We start from the raw sequence: 16,733 nt of genomic DNA, 5'->3' as shown, positions 1-16,733 counted from the left end.
TTACCAACTCCACAGCGTACCATCCTCAAGCCGGTTCACCGGCAGATAGGCCCGTTTATAGGGATAGGTCGCCGCCAGTTCCTCGTCGATTGCGACACCCAGGCCGGGCGCATCGCCGGGATGCATCATGCCATCCTCGAACCGATAATGATGCGGGAAGACCGCATCGGTCTCGTCCGTGTGGGGCATATGCTCCTGAATGCCGAAGTTCGGCACCGACAGGCCGAAGTGCAGCGCGGCCGCCATGGTCACGGGCGACAGATCGGTCGCGCCGTGACAGCCGGTACGCACCTGATACAGGTCGGCAAGCCCCGCGATCCGCCGCAAATGGGTAATGCCCCCCGCATGGACGACCGTGGCGCGAATATAATCGATCAACTGATTTTCGATCAGATGCTTGGCGTCCCAGATCGAATTGAACACCTCCCCAACGGCGATCGGCGTCGTCGTATGCTGGCGGATCAGGCGGAAGGAGTCCTGATTTTCCGCTGGTGTGGCATCCTCGATCCAGAAGGGGCGATAGGGCTCCAGGTCTTTGCCGAGCCGCCCCGCCTCGATCGGCGTGAGGCGGTGGTGCACGTCGTGCAGCAGATGGACGTCCCACCCCAAGGCCTCACGCGCGGCGGCGAAGAGCTCCGGGACGATCCGCAGATATTTTTCGGTCGCCCAGACACTTTCGCTCGGCAGATCGGCGTCGGCCGGCTCGTAGCGCTGCCCCGACTTGGCGACACCATAGGTCGACGCCAGGCCAGGCACGCCGCATTGCAGACGGATCGCACGATACCCTTCGTCGCGGTGTCGGATCGCCGTGGCAATCGTGTCCTCGATCGTGGTGCCGTTTGCATGACAATAGACCAGGCATCCGTCACGCGCGGCACCCCCCAGCAACTGATAGACGGGGAGGCCCGCGACCTTGCCCTTGATGTCCCACAGCGCCATGTCGACGGCCGCGATCGCGGTCATGGTCACGGGGCCGCGACGCCAATAGGCACCCTTGTAGAGATACTGCCAGATATCCTCGATCCGATGCGCGTCGCGCCCGATCAGGCACGGTAGGACATGGTCCTCCAGATAGCTCGCCACCGCGAGTTCGCGCCCGTTGAGGGTCGCATCACCCAGCCCGAACGTACCGTCGTCGCATTCGATCTTCAGTGTGACGAAATTGCGGCCCGGCGACGTGACGATCAGGCGGGCGGCGATGATCTTGGGCATGCGGGGTCCTTTAGACGAAGTCGAAAGCGATCGATCGCGGGGCGCGATCCGCCGAATTACCGGTCCAATCGGAATGAGGAGCCGATACGCGCGCAGGTTCGGGCACTACCAGCGCAACTGCCGCGTGAGCAGTATCCGGTCTGCGGGCCATGGCACCCCTCCTCTGTCCAAAAGCCGTTTAATCGACTTGCCAATTGGTCTGATAGCGGTACCCTGATGGCCAAGCGCGGCCTTGTCAATTGGCGGCACATCGGGAGAGAATGGCATGAACAGGGTGCGCATATGGTTGAAGGCTCTGTCTATCCCGCTGATGACGGCGCCATTTCCCGCATTGGCGGAGGATGGTTATGCGCTTTGGCTGAAGCCAGCCGCTTCATCGGTCCGACAGATAAATGCAAACCGGTTAGGTGACTCCGCCACGCTGATGCTCGCGGAGCGTGAACTTCGCCGTGCGCTCTCACCCGACGCGCCGCCGGTCGTCGTCGCTACCGCCTCCAGCCCCTACCTTAAAATGCTAGGCCTGAACTTTAAGGGGCTGGGAGATGAAGGCTATCTCATCCGCAGCGTGACACTCGATGGGCGGAAGGTGATACTCGTTGCGGGGAATAGCGATCGGGGCACACTTTACGGCGCTTTCGCGTTGATCCGTCACCTGAACACCGGCGGTTCCGCTGCTTCGATCGACCTGCGATCCAGCCCCAAGGTCAAACTGCGCGTCCTCAACCATTGGGACAATCTGGATGGTTCGGTCGAGCGCGGCTATGCGGGGCAGTCGCTCTGGGACTGGTGGACGCTCCCCGATTTTCGCGATCCTCGTTACACCGACTGTGCGCGCGCCAATGCGTCGATCGGGATCAATGGCACGGTCCTGAACAACGTCAACGCAAAGGCCGACAGCCTGACCGCACCCTATATCGCCAAGGCGGCGGCGTTGGCCGATATATTCCGCCCCTGGGGCATTCGCGTCTATCTGTCGGTCCGGTTTTCGGCCCCGATCGAACTTGGCGGACTAAAGACAGCCGACCCGCGTGATCCCGCAGTTGCGGCATGGTGGCGGGCCAAGGCGGACGAAATCTACCGTGCCATACCCGACTTTGGCGGCTTTCTGGTCAAGGCCAATAGCGAGGGGCAGCCGGGCCCTCGCGATTATGGCGCCAGCCATGCGGATGGTGCCAACATGCTGGCCGCTGCGGTGCGCGACCATGGCGGCATCGTGATGTGGCGGGCCTTCGTCTATGCGGAAACCGATCCGGAGGATCGTGCCAAGCAAGCCTATTCCGAGTTCAAACCGCTTGATGGCAAATTCGCCGACAATGTCCTAGTACAGGTGAAGAACGGCGCGATCGACTTCCAACCTCGCGAGCCATTCCACCCGCTGTTCGGCGCGATGCCCCGCACGCCGCTGATGATCGAATTCCAGATCACCAAGGAATATCTCGGCTTCGCGACGCATCTGGCGTATCTCGGGCCGTTGTTCACCGAGGTCCTGGACGCCAGGACGGGCCACCGTCCTGGAGAGACGGTGGCCGATGTGGTCGACGGCGAGGCGGAACACCATAAGCTTACCGGTATGGCAGGCGTCGCCAATATCGGGCGCGATCGCGATTGGAGCGGATCGACCTTTAACCAGGCGAACTGGTACGCCTTTGGCCGCCTTGCCTGGGATCCTGACCTTTCTGCGGAGGCAATCGCGCGCGACTGGGCCGCGCAGACCTTCGGCCCGGACCGCCAGGTGATCGATACGGTCACCACGATGATGATGGGATCGCGTGAGGCGGTGGTGGACTATACCGGCGCTTTGGGGCTGGCGCATCTGATGGCGACCGGCCATCATTATGGTCCCGGGCCCTGGGTTTCCGAACTGGCTCGTCCGGAATGGAACCCCGTTTATTATCACCGTGCCGATGCCGCCGGGATCGGGTTCGACCGTACCGCGTCGGGCAGCAACGCCGTCGGACAATATGCCGGTCCGGTTGCCCGGACATTTGCCAAGCCGGGAACGACGCCAGAGTCGATGCTGCTATGGTTCCATCATCTGCCGTGGACGTACCGCATGGCGGACGGGCGGTCTCTGTGGGAGGATTTGGTGGCCCATTATGATCGCGGCGTTGCCTATGTTGCGAACATGCAGAAGCAATGGGGCGGCCTGCGGGACAAGATCGATGCCGAGCGGTGGCAGAAAACGGCGACCTATCTCGCCATCCAGAATCGTGAAGCCCAATGGTGGCGCGATGCCAGCCTGACCTATTGGATGTCGGTCAATCACCTTCCACTGCCATCGGGTGTGCGCCCACCCGAGCATGATCTGGCATGGTACAAAGCACGGCAGTATCCGCATGCGCCTGGACAAGCCCATTAAGCTGTTGTGCCGATGCGGATTAAACGGCGCGATGGATTGCCGGATCGATCTCGACTGCAGCCAAAGGCGCTGCCTGGCCAATCTGGTCGGGCCGATCTGCATTCGATTTTATCACTGCCGCGGGCATCATTGAGGAAAGTGTTGCCACCTTTCGAGAATCGCGGTGGGACACGAACCACAAGCCATGAATTTCTGTTCATCCATTCCGGCCTAACCAATTTGCATTTGACTTGCTAACCAATAGGCGTATCGATAGCGCTATCAGTAAAACCGCATCAGACGGTCTTGAGGGGAAGCGGAATGGTTTCCAAGGCAATAGCGCGTCGAAAGCGATCAGGCGCCACGTCCTGTTCGGGGCTTATGGCTGCCGCCCGATCATCCTGCGAGCATCGCGCCACCCTTGGCCGTTGCTGCTCGACCGCCTGAGCGCCGCAGCCCCCGACCATCTTCATCATCATTCCAATATCCTCGCATGCCGCAACGAACGGCAGCGGGTCGACAGAGAGGATTTGCCATGAAAACGACGCCCAACGTCCGCCTGCGCCGCTTCGCCTTGCTGTGCGCCACGGCGGTCGGCGCGATGACCGCGTCCACGGCTCTGGCGCAGGCCGTTCCCCCGCCGCAGGAACAGGCCCCAGCCGATGGACAGGACAATGGCCCGGCGGTCAGCCCCCCGCCCCAGACGGATCAGACGCAGGGCACGACGAGCGAAGACATCGTCGTCACCGGCTATCGCTCCAGCCTTGCCAAGTCGACCAACGCCAAGCGCGCCTCGACCGGTTTCACCGACTCGATCTTCGCCGAGGATATCGGCAAGTTCCCGGACACCAACATCGCCGAGTCCTTCAACCGTATTCCGGGCGTGACGATCACGCGCGATGTGACGGGCGAAGGTACCAACGTCGCCATCCGGGGACTGGGATCGAACTTCACCAACGTCACGCTGAACGGCGCTCCGATCGCGGTGGCGTCCTCGGGCGCGACCGATGCGCAAGGCACTGACCGTTCGGTCGATCTCAGCTTCTTTCCGACCGACCTGTTCACCAAGTTGACCGTGAACAAGAGCTATACGGCCGACCTGCTCGAAGGGGGTGCTGCGGGCAATATCGACCTCCGCTCGGCCCGGCCCTTCGATCGCCAGACATCGTTCGTCGCCTATAACATCCAGGGCACGAAGCAGACGCCCGAAGACCGCATCGGCGCGCGCGGTTCGTTGATTGGAAGCTGGCGGAACGAAAGCTTCGGCATTCTGGCAGGCGTGTCGGCGCAGCGCATCTTTACCGATACGCGCGGGTTCGAGACGATCGGCTACACCAATCCCGCTTTGACGGCCGCCCAATGCGGTGCGACGAGCGGCTGCAACAGCACGGGCGGCGGCAACTGGACGATCCCGGCGGTGGTCCCGCAGGGGGCCGGCGCCGGACTGGTGGCGGGCACGACGATCGACAGGGCCTTTCTGCTGGCCAACAATCCAGGCGCCACGATCCAGCAGATCGACAACGGACTGTTGCCGCGCCTGGGTCGCGTTACCAGCATTCGCGGCCCGCGCGACCGCGTGAACGCGATCGTCAGCGCCGAATATCGGCCGTCGGATACGCTGCGCTTCTATATCGACGGGCTGTACGGCTATAAGCAGAACGAACTGACGCGAGAGAATATGGCGTGGATCGTTCGCAACGGCGCGATCATCCCGACCAACCTGACCTTCGACAAGGCGGATTGCAGCGCTGGCTGCACGGTCACCGGCGGCACCTTCGCCAACGTCCAATTCTTCAACGAATTTCGCCCCTATACCGAAACGACCCACCTCTGGAGCGTCAATCCGGGCGGGGAATGGGAGATCAACGACAAGCTGAAGCTGAACTTCCAGGGCAATTATGCGCGCTCGACCTTCCACCGGGAAAGCCCGACCGTCGGGATGACCACGCCGCTGGGCGTCGGCAACACCGTGACCTATTCCAACAATGGCGGTATTCCGACGATCACCAGCGCGCTGGACCTGAACGATCCTAAGAATTTCGGCTGGAATGCAGGCAGCCGCGTCAATTTGCAGGACGAGCGCCGCCTGAATATCAACAAAGGTTTCCGCGGCGACCTGACCTGGGGCGACACCGCGCTCAATCTGAAGGTCGGTGGCGCCTATGACGATACGTCGCGCCGCATTCGCGGCTTCGACAACAGCCAATATTGGCAAAATGCGGTCTGCGGCAACAATCCGAATGTCGCGGTCCCCTCTCCCAATTCGCAGCCGCCCTGCACCGGCCTGAACGCACCCGGCGCTGCGCCGGCAGGCTATCCCACCTATCCGGGATATGGCACGGGATCGACCGCGGGTATGAGCGGTCCGGTCAGCTATGGCGGATCGCTGATCCCCAACAACCTTGCGCCCACCTATCTGATGCCGGGGCCTGCCGGCTTCGTCACCGTCAACTGGCCCGCCTTCGCCGCGGCGAGCAACTACAACTATTTCCACGACAATGCGCCGGAGAGCGGCGGTGCGAATACCGGAGCCAGCGGTGGCTTCATTCGCGAGGTCGTCAAGTCGGCGTTCGCGACGATCAACGGCGCACAGGAGCTGGGCGGCAACACGCTGCGCTTCAATGTCGGCGTCCGCTACGTCAACACGATTCAGATGATTTCGGGTCGCGTCTCGCTTCCCGATCCACGCAATTCGCCGGCCGGTGGCGGATCGCTGCCCGATGGCAGCCGCTATCCGAATATCGTCAATATCGCTGAAACGCGGAACGTCTATTCCGAATGGCTGCCCGCCGCGACGTTCGCCTATGACGTCGGCGAGCATGCGGTCGTGCGCGTTGCCGGATCGCGCACCATGACCCGGCCCGATCCCTCAGCCCAGTTGCCCGGCGTCAATTTCGGCGCGCCATCGGCGGATCAGGCGTCTATCGGCAACCCGGCGCTGGCGCCCTATCTGTCGACCAATCTCGACCTCGGCTTCGAATATTATACCGGACGCGAAGGCGTCATCAGTTTCAACGCCTTCCGCAAGTCGATCGAGGGTTTCACCACCACCGCGATTAATACCGTGCCCTTCTCCAACCTGGGCCAGTACGGCATTACCTATGACACGTTGAACCCGACGCAGCAGATCGCGATCGACGCACGTGGCGGGCCCAGCCAGGCGCAGGTACAGGTGACGTCGCAGGTCAACGTGCCCAACAAGCTGACCATCAACGGCTTGGAATTCCAGTGGGTTCAGCCGCTCGACTTCCTGACCCGCGCCATCGGTATCACCGGCTTCGGCTTCAACGCCAACGCCACGATCGTCGACCAGCGGAGCGACGGACCGGCCATCGCTTTCGGTGTGGCGCCCTTCACTTACAACATCACGGGCTATTACGAGAAAAATGGCGTGATGCTGCGCGTCGCGACCACCTCGCGTCAGGGATCGCAGAACAGCGGCGCGGCCCAGAACGGCATTCCCGCCGCCGCGCTGTTCGGGACCGACTATACCACCTATGACTTCTCGTCGGCGTTCGATCTGGACAAGATCTTCGGCATTCCGGGCGCGCCGCAGCTGACCATCAATGTCGCCAACTTCACCAATGCGACGTTGCGCTCCTACTTCCAGTTCGAAAATGCGACCTTCACCCAGTATAAGCCGGGTCGCCAGTTCCTGATCGGTCTGCGCGGCACCTTCTAAGGCCGGTTCTGCTCGATCAACAAAGGCCCCGGTTTTCGCCGGGGCCTTTACCATTTATGTCGCTTGCCGACCGTCCAGACCCTTGCCCGCATCGGTTTGGGGCAGATAGCGCGGCACCTGCCGGGCCTTGGCTCGCTGCTCATAGGCATAGCCCGCACCCAGGACGACCGCATCGGCATCCTTCGTCGCGATGAAGGACAGGCCAACGGGCATGCCACGTACCAGCCCCATCGGCACGGTCAGATGGGGATAGCCCGCCACCGCGGGCAGCTCGGATGCCGACGGCCCGCTATATTGATCGCCATAGATGGGATCGCTCAGCCAGGCGGCATCATAGGTCGGCTCGACCAGTATTTGTACGCCCGCCGCCCTCAGCATCGCGTCCACCCCCGCCTTACCCGCCAGGCGAAGCGATTGCTGCCGGGCCGCGAGATAGGCCGGATCATCAAGGCCCCGTGTCTTGGCCGCTTGCTCGAACAGTTCCTGCGCGAAGAACGGCATCTCATCCGCCGCATGGGCACGGTTGAACGCGATGACCTGATCCAGCGTCCGGGTCTTCACGATCGGAGGCGTGGTGGCAAGATAAGCGTCCAGATCAGCCTTGAGTTCGGTCATCAAGACGGTCTGTTCGGCCTCTCCCAGCCCCTTGAGCTCGGGAACGCTGACCTCGACCAGGACGGCGCCCGCCGATTTGAGCGTTTCCAGTGCCTGATCGTATCGCGCCGAAAGCATATCCGACATGGACTGGGGCCGGATGACCCCGACGCGCATTCCGGACAGCGCGCTGGTCGAAAGCCCTGCCGTGTAATCGCGGGGGGCCGCTTTCACGGTTGTCGGATCGGCCGGGTCGCTCCCGACCATGGCCGACAGCATCAACGCGACGTCGCGGACGCTACGGCCCATGGGGCCGGGGGTATCCTGACTGTGGCTGATGGGCACGACATGGGTGCGGCTGACAAGGCCGATCGAGGGTTTGAAACCGACTAGCCCATTGACCGAGGAGGGACAGACCACCGACCCATCCGTCTCCGTGCCGACCGCGATCACCGCGAAGCTCGCCGCAATGGCCGCCCCCGACCCCGAGGACGAGCCGCACGCGGTGCGATCCAGACCATAGGGATTGCGGACCAACCCACCGACCGCGCTCCAGCCGCTCATCGAATGGGTCGAGCGAATATTGGCCCATTCGGAAAGGTTGGTCTTGCCCAGAATGACCGCCCCGGCCCGACGCAGCATGGCGACGACCGGCGCATCGCGACCGGTGACATTGTCGATCAGCGCGAGACTTCCGGCCGTGGTCGCCATTCTGTCAGCGGTCTCGATATTGTCCTTGATCAGGATGGGTATGCCATGCAGCGGCCCCCGCACCCTGCCCTCGCGACGCTCTGCGTCCAGAGCGCGGGCCTGGGCCAGCGCCTCAGGGTTGATGGCGATGACGCTGCGCAATGTCGGTCCCTTGCGATCCATCGCCGCGATCCGCGCGAGATAGGCGCGGGTGATATCGACGCTGCTGGCGCGACCATTGGACATCATCAACTGCAACTGGTCGATCGACACCTCCTCGACCTTGACCGATCGCGCCGCGACCGGCTGAGCCGCCGCGCACGCCATGACGGCCAACCCCAGCATCAAGCCACGCATAATTCCCCCTTCTGTCATGTCACCTCAAGCTATCGCGAGGAGATCGGCGCGCAAGCCATTGATTGGGGGCGAAGACCGCGGCCCAATCACCCCGCCCGGCGCACGAAGTGAAACCATGCGGACGCTCGGGAACAAAAGCGACGCCATCGGCTCTTTTTTATCGCCTCGAATTGGCAAACCGCTTGCCGGACATTGACGACGCGCTGTATGTGACAACCGCATGACACGTCCTCCACCGGACCGGTCGCGGGATCGCCGGATCGAGGATCCGACCAATCTCTGGATCGTACACCCAGCAGCCTATTCGCTGCTGCCCTGGTTCATTGCCCGCCGTGTGTCGGCGAATATGGTTTCGGTCGGCGGCCTGATCCTGGGGGCGCTGGCCGCTCTCTGCTATGCGCAATGGCAGGATTGGCGCTTCGTCCTGTGCGGTCTCATCCTGTCCATCGGCTGGCTGATCGCCGATGGACTGGACGGCATGATCGCACGTGCGACAGGCACTGCGAGTGCGCTGGGACGGGCGCTGGACGGCTTGTGCGACCACGGCGTGTTCGCGCTGATCTATGTTTCGCTCGCATGGTCGATCGGGACGGTGGGCGGCTGGGCACTGGCGGTCGCGGCTGGTGCAGCTCATGCCGTCCAGTCGAACTTCTACGAAAGCGAGCGGGCGCGGTTCCATCGTCGGTGCAAGGGCATTGCCGCGTCCCCGCCCTTGCCGGTCAGCCGCAATCCCCTGGTCCGGTGTTACGACCATGTCGCCGCCACGCTGGAACGCTTCGCGCGCCGCTTCGACGCCGTCCTGGGGCGCGAGTCCGATCCCATGCCGCTCGCGTCGGCTTATGGCCGTGCATCGATCCCGCCGATGCGGTTGATGAGCCTGCTGAGCGCCAATGTCCGCGTCTATACGATTTTTCTGGCCTGTCTGGCGGGCGATCCCCGCTGGTTCTGGTGGGTGGAGCTCGGGCCGTTGACCCTGATCCTGCTTACCGGCTTGGTGTGGCACCGGCGCGTCGAGCGACGCCTGATCCCAGCCGACGCCCGCCCCTTTTCATCATCTATGATCCACTCGAAGGACATGAACACCCAATGACGAGCATCAATATCGCCGTGGTCGGCGTCGGCAATTGCGCCAGCTCACTGGTTCAAGGATTGTCGCACTATCGCGATGGCGCCAATGAGACGATCGGGCTGATGCACTGGGATCTGGGCGGTTATCGCCCCAGCGACATAAAGGTCGTCGCGGCCTGGGACGTCGACAAGCGCAAGGTGGGCAAGGATGTGGCCGAGGCGATCTTCGCCAAGCCCAACTGCACCGCGATCTTCTGCGAAACGATCGAGACCACCGGCGCGACCGTGCGTATGGGCAAGGTCCTGGACGGCGTGGCCGAGCATATGGCCGAATATCAGGACGATCGCACCTTCCTGCTGGCGGACGCGCCCGAGCCGACCAAGGAAGAGGTCGTCGCCGCGCTCCGCGAATCCAACACCGACGTGCTGATGAACTATCTGCCGGTCGGCAGCCAGAAGGCGAGCGAGTTCTACGCCGAATGCGCGCTGGAGGCGGGCGTCGCCTTCGTCAACAACATCCCGGTCTTCATCGCCAGCAATCCCGAATGGGCGGCACGGTTCGAGGCCGCGGGCGTGCCGATCATCGGTGACGACATCAAGGCGCAGCTGGGCGCGACCATCGTTCACCGCGTGCTGACCGATCTGTTCGCCAAGCGCGGCGTCAAGCTGGAGCGGACCTATCAGCTCAACACCGGCGGCAACACCGACTTTCTCAACATGTCGAACCACCGCCGCCTCGCCTCCAAGAAGATCTCGAAGACCGAAGCGGTGCAGTCCGTCGCCGCCGAGCGTCTGGAAGACGAGAACGTCCATATCGGTCCGTCCGACTATGTGCCGTGGCAGAATGACAACAAGGTCTGCTTCCTGCGCATGGAAGGCGCGATGTTCGGCGGCGTGCCGATGAACCTGGAACTGCGGCTCTCGGTCGAGGACAGCCCGAACAGCGCGGGCGTCGCCATCGACATGATCCGTTGCGCCAAGCTGGCCAAGGACCGTGGCCTGTCCGGCCCGATCGACGCGGCCTCGGCCTATTTCTGCAAGCACCCGCGCACGCAGATGACCGACGATCTCGCCGCGCAGGCGGTCGAAGACTTCATCACGCTGCAATAAGGTGATCGATACCGCAATCCTGCTCGCCGCGGGCGAAGGCAGTCGCCTTCGATCCGCTGCTCCCTACAAGCCGCTCTGCCGCGTCGGCGATCGCGCCTTGATCGATCATGCGTTGCACGGTCTGGCGGAGGCGGGATTGCGGCGTGCGGTGGTGGTGCTCGGCTATGGTGCCGACAGCATCGAACGCCACCTCGCGAGCGTGAATTGGCCGATCGCGGTCGAGACGGTGCGGGTCGCGGATTATCGCAAGCCGAATGGCGTGTCCGTCCTGGCGGCCGAACCGTTGATCGGCGGCCAGGACGCCTTGCTGGCGATGTGCGATCATCTGGCCGATCCCGAACTCTACCGCCGTACCGCCACTGCGGGTACGGGCGGCGGGGCCCGATTGGCCATCGATCGGCGCATCGACAGCGATTGGGTCGATCTGGAGGACGTGACTTGCGTCCGGACCCAAGGCGCGCGGATCGTCGCGATCGGTAAGGGCCTGACCGACTATGACTGTTTCGACACTGGCATCTTTGCGATCGGAAGCGGCCTTTTCCAGGCCCTGCACGGACTCGAGGCCCCCTCGCTGACCGAAGGAATGCGCGCCCTCGCAGCGCGCAACGCGGCATGGACGCTGGATTGCACCGATGTCGACTGGATCGACGTGGACGACCAGCCCGCTCTGACCAAGGCCGAGGCGTGGAGAGATAGCAACGCTCAATCGCTGTGCCGCGTCGCGTAACACCCGTTCGACTTGGTTCGGGCAGTCTGTGTTTGGACGGAACGCTTTAGTTGGTCGGATAGTCCGCGCTCAGGCTTCGGTCTCGATTGGCCTCGATTTCCGCCGTGCGGTGCTTCAGCCTGTCGGTGACGGCATCATAGCCCCATTTGCCAAGGACGAGGTGACGGGGCGGTTCTTTCTCATCGGTGATCGCCATTATCGCCTGCCCTGCGCGAACCGGGTCACCCGCTTGCGAGCCGCTGATCTCACGCGTGCTCGCCAGACGCTTGCCCGCCGTCTCTGCATAGTCTTCGATCCGGCTCGGCGTCTGCTGCAGCGAGCGTCCGGCCCAATCGGTGCGAAACGGTCCGGGCTCGATGCAGGTGACATGGATGCCCAGCGGCTGGACCTCGGCGGCGAGCGAGTCCGACCAACCTTCGACCGCATGTTTGGATGCGGCATAATAGCCCGATGCCGGAAATCCGACGAGCCCAGCCACCGACGTGATGTTGATGATATGCCCTCGGCGCGCGCTCCGCATGATCGGCAGGACGGCCCGCGTCACCGCGAACAGGCCGAAGACGTTGACGTCGAACTGCGCCCGGATCGCACGATCCTCGCCCTCCTCGATCGTGCTCTGGTAACCATAGCCGGCGTTGTTCACCAAAACATCGATGCCGCCGAACCGATCTGAAGCCGCCGCCACCGCAGCGGCGATCTGGGCGTCGTTCGTGACATCCAGTTCCAGCGCCAAGGCCGTATCGTCATAGCCCTCGACGATGTCCACGACGTCGCCGAGCCGCCGGGCTGTGATGACGGCGCGTTTGCCCTGTTCGAGAACGAGTTTCGCCAATTCGCGACCGAAGCCGGTCGAGCAGCCCGTGATGAACCAGATTGGCGTAGAAGAAGACATGGAAGCGCCTTTCGCTGTTTGAGAGAGCAAGCGATCCCAAGGCCATAGGTTCCCAGCCAGGTAATTTCCCGATGAGCGGTGCGTCAGGCGCGTCGAGTATCCCGTTCGGTCGGGTGCCGCCCCGTGACCGCTCCGCTACAAACCCGCAAAAAAGGGACGTTCCGTTGTCACTTCCATCGTCATTGGGCACGGCCGTGCTGATCGCCGGCGCGGCCTTGTTGTCCGCTTGCGTTCCCACCGTACAGCGGCCTGTGCCGCCCGCAGCACCCGTTCCCATCACGGTGCAGACCGTCAGACCGGCCGCTCCGGTTACCCGACCCGCCCCGGTTCGGCCGCAGCCGTCCGCTGACCTGTTGAATGTCATTCAGGCGCTTGGCGCTGGCTTCAACGGTGAGGTCGGGATTAGCGTTCGTGACATCGACGAAGGCTGGGTGGTGGCGTGGGAAGGCGATCGCCCCCGCCCCCAGCAGAGCGTCAGCAAGCTTTGGGTCGCCATCGCCGTCATGGACGCGGTGGATCGCGGCGACCTGTCTCTGTCCGATCCCGTCACAGTCACTCGGTCCGACCTGACCGTTTTCCATCAACCGATCCGCGCGCTCATCGGCAAGACCGGTTATCGGACGACGATCGGCGAACTGCTGCGCGGCGCGATGACCCGCAGTGACAATACCTGCAACGATGTCCTTCTCTGGAAGGTTGGCGGCCCGAGCGCGATCAACCGCATGCTCGCTAGAAAGGGTATCGCCGGCGTTAAGTTTGGTCCTGGCGAGCGCGTGTTGCAGGCGCGAACCGCCGGGCTGGAATGGCGGCCGGAATGGGCCGGGGGTTGGGGCTTTCTGCAGGCCCGCGCAGCGATGAGCTTTGAAGCCCGCGACAAGGCGCTGCGTCGCTATCTCGCCGCCCCGATGGACGGTGCATCGGCCAGTGGCGTGACGCTCGGCCTGTCTCTGCTGGCGCAGGGCAAGCTGCTGACCCCGCGATCGACCGATTCACTGCTCACGCTGATGCGGTCGAGCAAGACCGGCCCGCTCCGCCTGAAGTCCGGCCTTCGCCCCGGCTGGACGTTGGCACACAAGACGGGAACGGGCCAGGAGCTGGGCAACCTCGCGACCGGCTATAACGATGTCGGTCTGCTGGTCGCGCCGGATGGTCATCGTTATGCCGTCGCAGTCATGATCGGCAGCACACGACAACCCATCCCCGCACGGATGCGGCTGATGGGGGACGTTACGAGAGCGGTGGTCGCTTCGGCGAACCGATAAGCGCCGCCACAGGGCAAATGCTTCGACGTGAAAACGGACGCCATCCCGTTTTGCGAAACGTCGCTCGCTTAACATGTTTCGGGGAGGGCACGATTTCTTAAGGCTTTGATGCGACCAAAATGGGCATATAACGATTGCGTACGAGAGACGATGCTCAAAAGCCTGTTCCAGGAGCGGCGCCGCTCCCACGCCGTGCATGCCTTGAGCATTTTGGGGACCCCACCCGAGGCGTCGTTCGATCGCTTCGTCTCGGCGGCGGCGAGTTCGTTCGATGCGCCGCTGGCCCTGCTTTCGCTGATCCATGCCGATCAACAATGGTTCAAGGCGTGCCACGGTGTGGATGTCGCATGCCATCCCCGTAACAGAAGCTTTTGCAACTTCGCGCTCGATCGGCCCGACACTCTGGAAGTCTGCGATCCCTGCGGCGACTCCCGTTTTGCCTCCCTGCCTGCGGTGACGGGCGCGCCCCATATCCGCTACTATATCGGCGTCGCGTTGCGGGTGCGCAGCGGAATCGATGTCGGGGCGCTGTGTGTGCTCGACACGCGGGAACGCAAACCCGCATCGGCTGACCAGAAGGCTTATCTTCTCGCCCTCGGCCGGCAGGCCGCGACCGCCCTGGAAGCGCGTGCGGACCTGCTCAGGATTGGGGGCGTCGCATGATCGATGTCGTCCTCTGCACCGTCCAGCAGCATGATCTGCGACTCGTCGGAATGGCCCTGCTGATCTGCCTGACCGGTTCGATCGCCACCGTACAGTTGTTTAACCGGGTTAGGGCGTCCTCCTCCTATCGTCGCTTCGGCTGGATCGCCCTGACGTCGGTGGGGGCTGGAACGATGGTATGGGCAACGCACTTCGTCGCGATGATGGCGTTCCGAACGACAGCACCCGTCATCCTCGACCCCATCCTGACGCTATCCTCGCTCCTGGCGGTGATCGGCATTGCCATGCCCGGCCTGGCTCTGGCGGCTCATCGACGTCGATGGGCGGGCGCCCTGGGGGGTGCCGTCATTGGCCTTGGCATAACCGTCATGCACTATATCGGTATGTCGGCGTACCGCGTCGACGGCATCGTCACCTGGAATTGGAATTACGTCGCCGCCTCGGCGTTGCTGTCAAGTGGTCTGGCCGCCCTTTCCGTTCATGTGCTGACGGGGCGGAGCGCATGGCGAAATGCCAACGCCGTAAGCCTGCTCAGCGCCGCCGTGGCGGCGCTGCACTTCACCGGGATGACCGCGATGAGCATCACGGTCCTGAAGCTGGGTCACGGCTTGTCCGATCTCACCATGGTCACGCTCGCGACGACGACGACCGTGGCGACCGGCATCATCGTCGGTTGCGCGGCGATCAGCGCACTGATCGACGGCCATACCCAGTCCGAGACCTATCGTCGTCTTCGCTATCTGGCGATGCATGACAGCCTGACCGATCTTCCGAACCGGATGTGCTTCATCGAGGAATTGGAAAGACGCTTCCTCATTAAGGACGGCTATCCCTGCATGGCCGTCATCATGATGGACTTGTCGCGGTTCAAGGTCGTCAACGACACCTATGGCCACCAGGCGGGAGACCAGCTGCTCGTCGCCTTGTCGACGAGGATGACGGCGATGTTGAAACCCGGCGAGTGTATCGCCCGGTTGGGCGGCGACGAGTTTTCGGCGGTGATTTCCTATAATGAGCCCGTCGATCTCGAGGACTTCCTCGCCCGGCTGACTGCGGTTTGCAGCGCACCCTTTCTCTTCGATCGGTTCACCGCATCGATCGGGGCGAATATCGGCGTGGCCCTGGCGATACACGATGGCTTCGACGCCGATGCGCTGCTCGCCAAGGCCGATCTTGCGATGTACCGGGCGAAATCCATCCACTCCAACGAGCCCTGCTTCTACGATTCGGAGATGGACGATGCGGTCCGGGAAGGACGTGAACTCGTCGTAGACCTGCGCACGGCTCTGGATGAAGGTGCGTTCGAACTTCATTATCAGGTCCAGGCGTCCGTCACCACTGGCGAGATTTGCGGTTACGAAGCGCTGATCCGATGGCACCATCCCGTGCGCGGCATGGTCCCGCCAGCCTCGTTCATTCCCTTGGCAGAGAAGAGCGGCGACATCGTCCCGCTGAGCATCTGGATATTGCGGCAGGCCTGCTTCGAGGCCGCCTTATGGACCAACCGCCATCCGGTCTCGGTGAATTTGTCGCCTATGCATCTGGCCGATCCGCGGCTGATCGAGACCGTGCGGTCCGCACTGAACGATAGCGGATTGCCGCCCGAACGCCTGCTCCTAGAACTGACCGAAAGCGCCATCATTCACGATCGCCGCTTCGCGCTGGAGCAACTCAAGGCACTGAAGGCGATGGGCATCGCCATCGCCCTAGACGATTTCGGCGTCGGCTATTCCTCGCTCGACGTGCTGCGATCGTTCCCGTTCGATCGCATCAAGCTCGATGCTTCGTTCGTGTCCGAGATCGAACATGACGAGCAGGCCGTATCGATCCTGCGCTCGGTAGCAGCGTTGGGCGCGACGCTGAACATGCCGGTGCTGGCAGAGGGCGTCGAGGAAGCGGCTCAGCTTTCCATCGTCGCGCGGGAAGGTTGTACGGCGGTCCAGGGCTATCTGATCGGCAGACCTTCGCGACGCCTGACAGACCCGGATCACGTGCGGCGGATCGTGACATTGCGCCCCCATCCCGTCGAAAGGGAAGCTGTCGCCTAAGCTATCGCCTCGAACCTGTTGCGAATAGGACAAAACTCTATCACCTTCCGTTCGATAGAGCGCCGGTCGTCGAACGGGCCGGCGCCAAGG

13 protein-coding genes are annotated in these 16,733 nt (G+C 63.0%); 9 read left to right on the top strand and 4 right to left on the bottom strand.

The genetic code is table 11. The annotated features are described in order from the left end of the window. Window positions 1-1,212, bottom strand: coding sequence for a D-mannonate dehydratase ManD (manD, locus tag ACWPWT_RS17300; protein ID WP_454280720.1), 1,212 nt, complete (start codon window positions 1,210-1,212; stop codon window positions 1-3). A 216-nt stretch (window positions 1,213-1,428) separates the two neighbouring features. Between manD and ACWPWT_RS17295 the strand changes: the two genes are divergently transcribed. Together ACWPWT_RS17295 and ACWPWT_RS17290 are read left to right on the top strand one after the other, a co-directional pair. After that, window positions 1,429-1,623 (top strand): hypothetical protein, encoded by a 195-nt coding sequence (locus ACWPWT_RS17295; RefSeq protein ID WP_454280719.1) that lies wholly within the window; start codon window positions 1,429-1,431, stop codon window positions 1,621-1,623. Window positions 1,624-1,636: 13 nt separating this feature from the next. Then, window positions 1,637-3,571 (top strand): alpha-glucuronidase family glycosyl hydrolase, encoded by a 1,935-nt coding sequence (locus ACWPWT_RS17290; protein ID WP_454280718.1) that lies wholly within the window; start codon window positions 1,637-1,639, stop codon window positions 3,569-3,571. 275 nt (window positions 3,572-3,846) lie between these two features. On the opposite strand, the gene ACWPWT_RS17285 is transcribed toward ACWPWT_RS17290, so the two are convergent. Next, entirely contained in the window at window positions 3,847-4,029 is a 183-nt protein-coding gene (locus tag ACWPWT_RS17285) for a hypothetical protein (RefSeq protein WP_454280717.1), read from the bottom strand. Window positions 4,030-4,085: 56 nt separating this feature from the next. Between ACWPWT_RS17285 and ACWPWT_RS17280 the strand changes: the two genes are divergently transcribed. Further along, window positions 4,086-7,232, top strand: a complete 3,147-nt coding sequence (locus ACWPWT_RS17280; RefSeq protein WP_454280716.1) for a TonB-dependent receptor — start codon at window positions 4,086-4,088, stop codon at window positions 7,230-7,232. Between the two features lie 54 nt (window positions 7,233-7,286). Here ACWPWT_RS17280 and ACWPWT_RS17275 read toward each other — a convergent pair whose 3' ends face one another. Beyond that, complete coding sequence (locus ACWPWT_RS17275; protein WP_454280715.1) at window positions 7,287-8,873, bottom strand: amidase; 1,587 nt, start codon at window positions 8,871-8,873, stop codon at window positions 7,287-7,289. A 220-nt stretch (window positions 8,874-9,093) separates the two neighbouring features. Here ACWPWT_RS17275 and ACWPWT_RS17270 point away from each other — a divergent pair, with 220 nt between their 5' ends. The 3 genes from ACWPWT_RS17270 to ACWPWT_RS17260 are packed head-to-tail and all read left to right on the top strand — an operon-like array spanning window position 9,094 to window position 11,778. Next, complete coding sequence (locus ACWPWT_RS17270; RefSeq protein WP_454280714.1) at window positions 9,094-9,963, top strand: CDP-alcohol phosphatidyltransferase family protein; 870 nt, start codon at window positions 9,094-9,096, stop codon at window positions 9,961-9,963. Next, the gene (locus ACWPWT_RS17265; RefSeq protein ID WP_261269472.1) at window positions 9,960-11,051 is read left to right on the top strand and encodes an inositol-3-phosphate synthase; all 1,092 of its coding nucleotides are present in this window, start codon (window positions 9,960-9,962) and stop codon (window positions 11,049-11,051) included. Before ACWPWT_RS17270 ends, ACWPWT_RS17265 begins: the two co-directional genes overlap by 4 nt. A 1-nt stretch (window position 11,052) precedes the next feature. Beyond that, window positions 11,053-11,778 carry an NTP transferase domain-containing protein gene (locus ACWPWT_RS17260; protein ID WP_454280713.1) on the top strand — a complete coding sequence of 242 codons (726 nt, stop codon included), beginning with the start codon at window positions 11,053-11,055 and terminating at the stop codon, window positions 11,776-11,778. Between the two features lie 46 nt (window positions 11,779-11,824). On the opposite strand, the gene ACWPWT_RS17255 is transcribed toward ACWPWT_RS17260, so the two are convergent. Then, window positions 11,825-12,670, bottom strand: a complete 846-nt coding sequence (locus tag ACWPWT_RS17255; RefSeq protein WP_454280712.1) for an oxidoreductase — start codon at window positions 12,668-12,670, stop codon at window positions 11,825-11,827. A gap of 200 nt (window positions 12,671-12,870) precedes the next feature. Between ACWPWT_RS17255 and ACWPWT_RS17250 the strand changes: the two genes are divergently transcribed. From ACWPWT_RS17250 to ACWPWT_RS17240, 3 genes are all read left to right on the top strand, one after another. Then, window positions 12,871-13,932, top strand: coding sequence for a serine hydrolase (locus ACWPWT_RS17250; RefSeq protein ID WP_454281001.1), 1,062 nt, complete (start codon window positions 12,871-12,873; stop codon window positions 13,930-13,932). Window positions 13,933-14,082: 150 nt separating this feature from the next. Beyond that, a complete protein-coding gene (locus ACWPWT_RS17245) occupies window positions 14,083-14,595 on the top strand; it encodes a GAF domain-containing protein (protein WP_454280711.1) in 513 nt (170 codons plus the stop codon). Next, window positions 14,592-16,643 carry a putative bifunctional diguanylate cyclase/phosphodiesterase gene (locus ACWPWT_RS17240; protein ID WP_454280710.1) on the top strand — a complete coding sequence of 684 codons (2,052 nt, stop codon included), beginning with the start codon at window positions 14,592-14,594 and terminating at the stop codon, window positions 16,641-16,643. Before ACWPWT_RS17245 ends, ACWPWT_RS17240 begins: the two co-directional genes overlap by 4 nt. Window positions 16,644-16,733: the final 90 nt, after the last annotated feature.

This window comes from Sphingomonas sp. Marseille-Q8236, assembly GCF_965112005.1.
Note: the sequence above shows the minus strand (reverse complement) of the source record. Positions and strands in the feature narration are given on the sequence as shown.

Coding starts and splice junctions, on each gene's coding strand:
- ACWPWT_RS17270 (WP_454280714.1), top strand. CDS start 9,094: ATGACACGTCCTCCACCGGACCGGTCGCGGGATCGCCGGATCGAGGAT.
- manD (WP_454280720.1), bottom strand. CDS start 1,212: ATGCCCAAGATCATCGCCGCCCGCCTGATCGTCACGTCGCCGGGCCGC.
- ACWPWT_RS17295 (WP_454280719.1), top strand. CDS start 1,429: ATGGCCAAGCGCGGCCTTGTCAATTGGCGGCACATCGGGAGAGAATGG.
- ACWPWT_RS17265 (WP_261269472.1), top strand. CDS start 9,960: ATGACGAGCATCAATATCGCCGTGGTCGGCGTCGGCAATTGCGCCAGC.
- ACWPWT_RS17280 (WP_454280716.1), top strand. CDS start 4,086: ATGAAAACGACGCCCAACGTCCGCCTGCGCCGCTTCGCCTTGCTGTGC.
- ACWPWT_RS17240 (WP_454280710.1), top strand. CDS start 14,592: ATGATCGATGTCGTCCTCTGCACCGTCCAGCAGCATGATCTGCGACTC.
- ACWPWT_RS17290 (WP_454280718.1), top strand. CDS start 1,637: ATGCTCGCGGAGCGTGAACTTCGCCGTGCGCTCTCACCCGACGCGCCG.
- ACWPWT_RS17285 (WP_454280717.1), bottom strand. CDS start 4,029: ATGATGATGAAGATGGTCGGGGGCTGCGGCGCTCAGGCGGTCGAGCAG.
- ACWPWT_RS17275 (WP_454280715.1), bottom strand. CDS start 8,873: ATGCGTGGCTTGATGCTGGGGTTGGCCGTCATGGCGTGCGCGGCGGCT.
- ACWPWT_RS17255 (WP_454280712.1), bottom strand. CDS start 12,670: ATGTCTTCTTCTACGCCAATCTGGTTCATCACGGGCTGCTCGACCGGC.
- ACWPWT_RS17245 (WP_454280711.1), top strand. CDS start 14,083: ATGCTCAAAAGCCTGTTCCAGGAGCGGCGCCGCTCCCACGCCGTGCAT.